This is a genomic window from Spirosoma spitsbergense DSM 19989 (genome assembly GCF_000374085.1).
Lineage (GTDB): Bacteria > Bacteroidota > Bacteroidia > Cytophagales > Spirosomataceae > Spirosoma > Spirosoma spitsbergense.
This window is the reverse complement of record NZ_KB893531.1, coordinates 1-1,321: the sequence shown is the minus strand read 5'-3', so window position 1 is coordinate 1,321 and position 1,321 is coordinate 1. Positions and strand designations below refer to the sequence as shown.

At 48.8% G+C, this 1,321-nt stretch carries 2 protein-coding genes; both read left to right on the top strand.

From position 1 onward, the window contains the following. Window positions 1–122 precede the first annotated feature (122 nt). On the top strand, window positions 123–509 hold the full coding sequence (locus B157_RS0113650; protein ID WP_020603876.1) for a hypothetical protein: 387 nt from the start codon (window positions 123–125) through the stop codon (window positions 507–509). A gap of 203 nt (window positions 510–712) precedes the next feature. Next, window positions 713–1,183 carry a hypothetical protein gene (locus B157_RS0113645; protein WP_020603875.1) on the top strand — a complete coding sequence of 157 codons (471 nt, stop codon included), beginning with the start codon at window positions 713–715 and terminating at the stop codon, window positions 1,181–1,183. The last annotated feature ends 138 nt before the right edge of the window (window positions 1,184–1,321 follow it).

The window sequence follows — 1,321 nt, the reverse complement described above, 5'->3', positions numbered from 1 at the left end:
TCGTTTTTTGGAGCGGGGCGGTCGTCATGCGATTTTATCTTGGTCGAGAAAAATCACAAAGATCGCTCTACTCCAAATTTTATGAAAAAGCCCTGTAGTAGTATATCGACATTGTATAGTTTATGAAACCGTTTGTTACTGTTTTGTTTGCGGGCTGGATACTGCTTGGAGGATTACTCCCCGGTTTCAGCATTGACCAGTCGGTCCACCTGGGCGACCTGGTGCAGCATTATCAGGCACATCGGAGAGACAATGTAGATCTGACGTTTGTCGCCTTTCTCGATATGCACTACGGGGCTAACTCCGACCATCAGAAGCATCCGAAACATAGCCATAACAAGTTGCCCGTTAGCAGTCACCCAATTTTTGTTTACACATCCGGCACGGTTAAGCTGGCCGATTTCTTTCCCGTTCACTACTGGACCTCGTCCGCTCCGACATCGTTCGCCTGGGTTAATTTCTACTCCTTTCTGGTAGTTTCCTTCCTGATGAACCCACCACGTGTTTAGTTCATTCGGGACTATCATTGCCGTACGCCTGTCTACCCAAGACGGCCCACATCCCCCATAATATCATCTTCCCGCTAACAGACTGCCCGCCATCACTACGCTACTTGTTGAGAAGCGTGTTCCCTTCGTGCATCAGCCCGTGGCGCTCACATTCACTCGCAGTAAAACAAATTAGTCACTACGTTATCAATCACTGACAAATTATGAATCTAAATGGAGCACACTGGCACCTGCTGGTCAATCACTTCCCCATTATTGGTGGCCTGATTGCTACTATCGTGCTGGGTTACGGCCTGATTCGGCGCAAAGAATCCATCATCCAGCTCGGCTTTGGGCTATTTGTGCTCATGAGCATTGCTACGTTCATTACCAATCAAACCGGCGAAAAAGCCGAGCAGTATTTGAAGTCGATCAATGCCCTGAACCGGTCGCTGCTGCATGAGCATGAGCAGGCCGCCGACCTGGCTAACATCGGCATGTATCTGACCGGTGGCCTTTCGCTGCTATCGCTGGTGTGGCAGCGGGCCAGACAGTTCCGCTTTCTACCCATCCTGATTTTCGGCATTGCCCTGATTACGGCCGGATTAATGGCTAACGTTGGTCGCCTGGGCGGTTTAATCATGCACAAAGAGTTGCGGAACGAATCGCCTGTTAGTCCCCCGGCTACTGAGTAGTCTTTCCATTGTGAATACCAGGTATCTTTTTATACGAGTAACCAACTGATGTTACGCATGGTTGATCTATCTGTAGCAACCTCTTTCTAAATTTACTCAAAAACACCACAAAAAGCGCTCATGGAGTTTATATCCCCT

Bases quoted from the DNA above. Each gene is read 5' to 3' on its own strand.
- B157_RS0113650 (WP_020603876.1), top strand. From the start codon at position 123: ATGAAACCGTTTGTTACTGTTTTGTTTGCGGGCTGGATACTGCTTGGA.
- B157_RS0113645 (WP_020603875.1), top strand. From the start codon at position 713: ATGAATCTAAATGGAGCACACTGGCACCTGCTGGTCAATCACTTCCCC.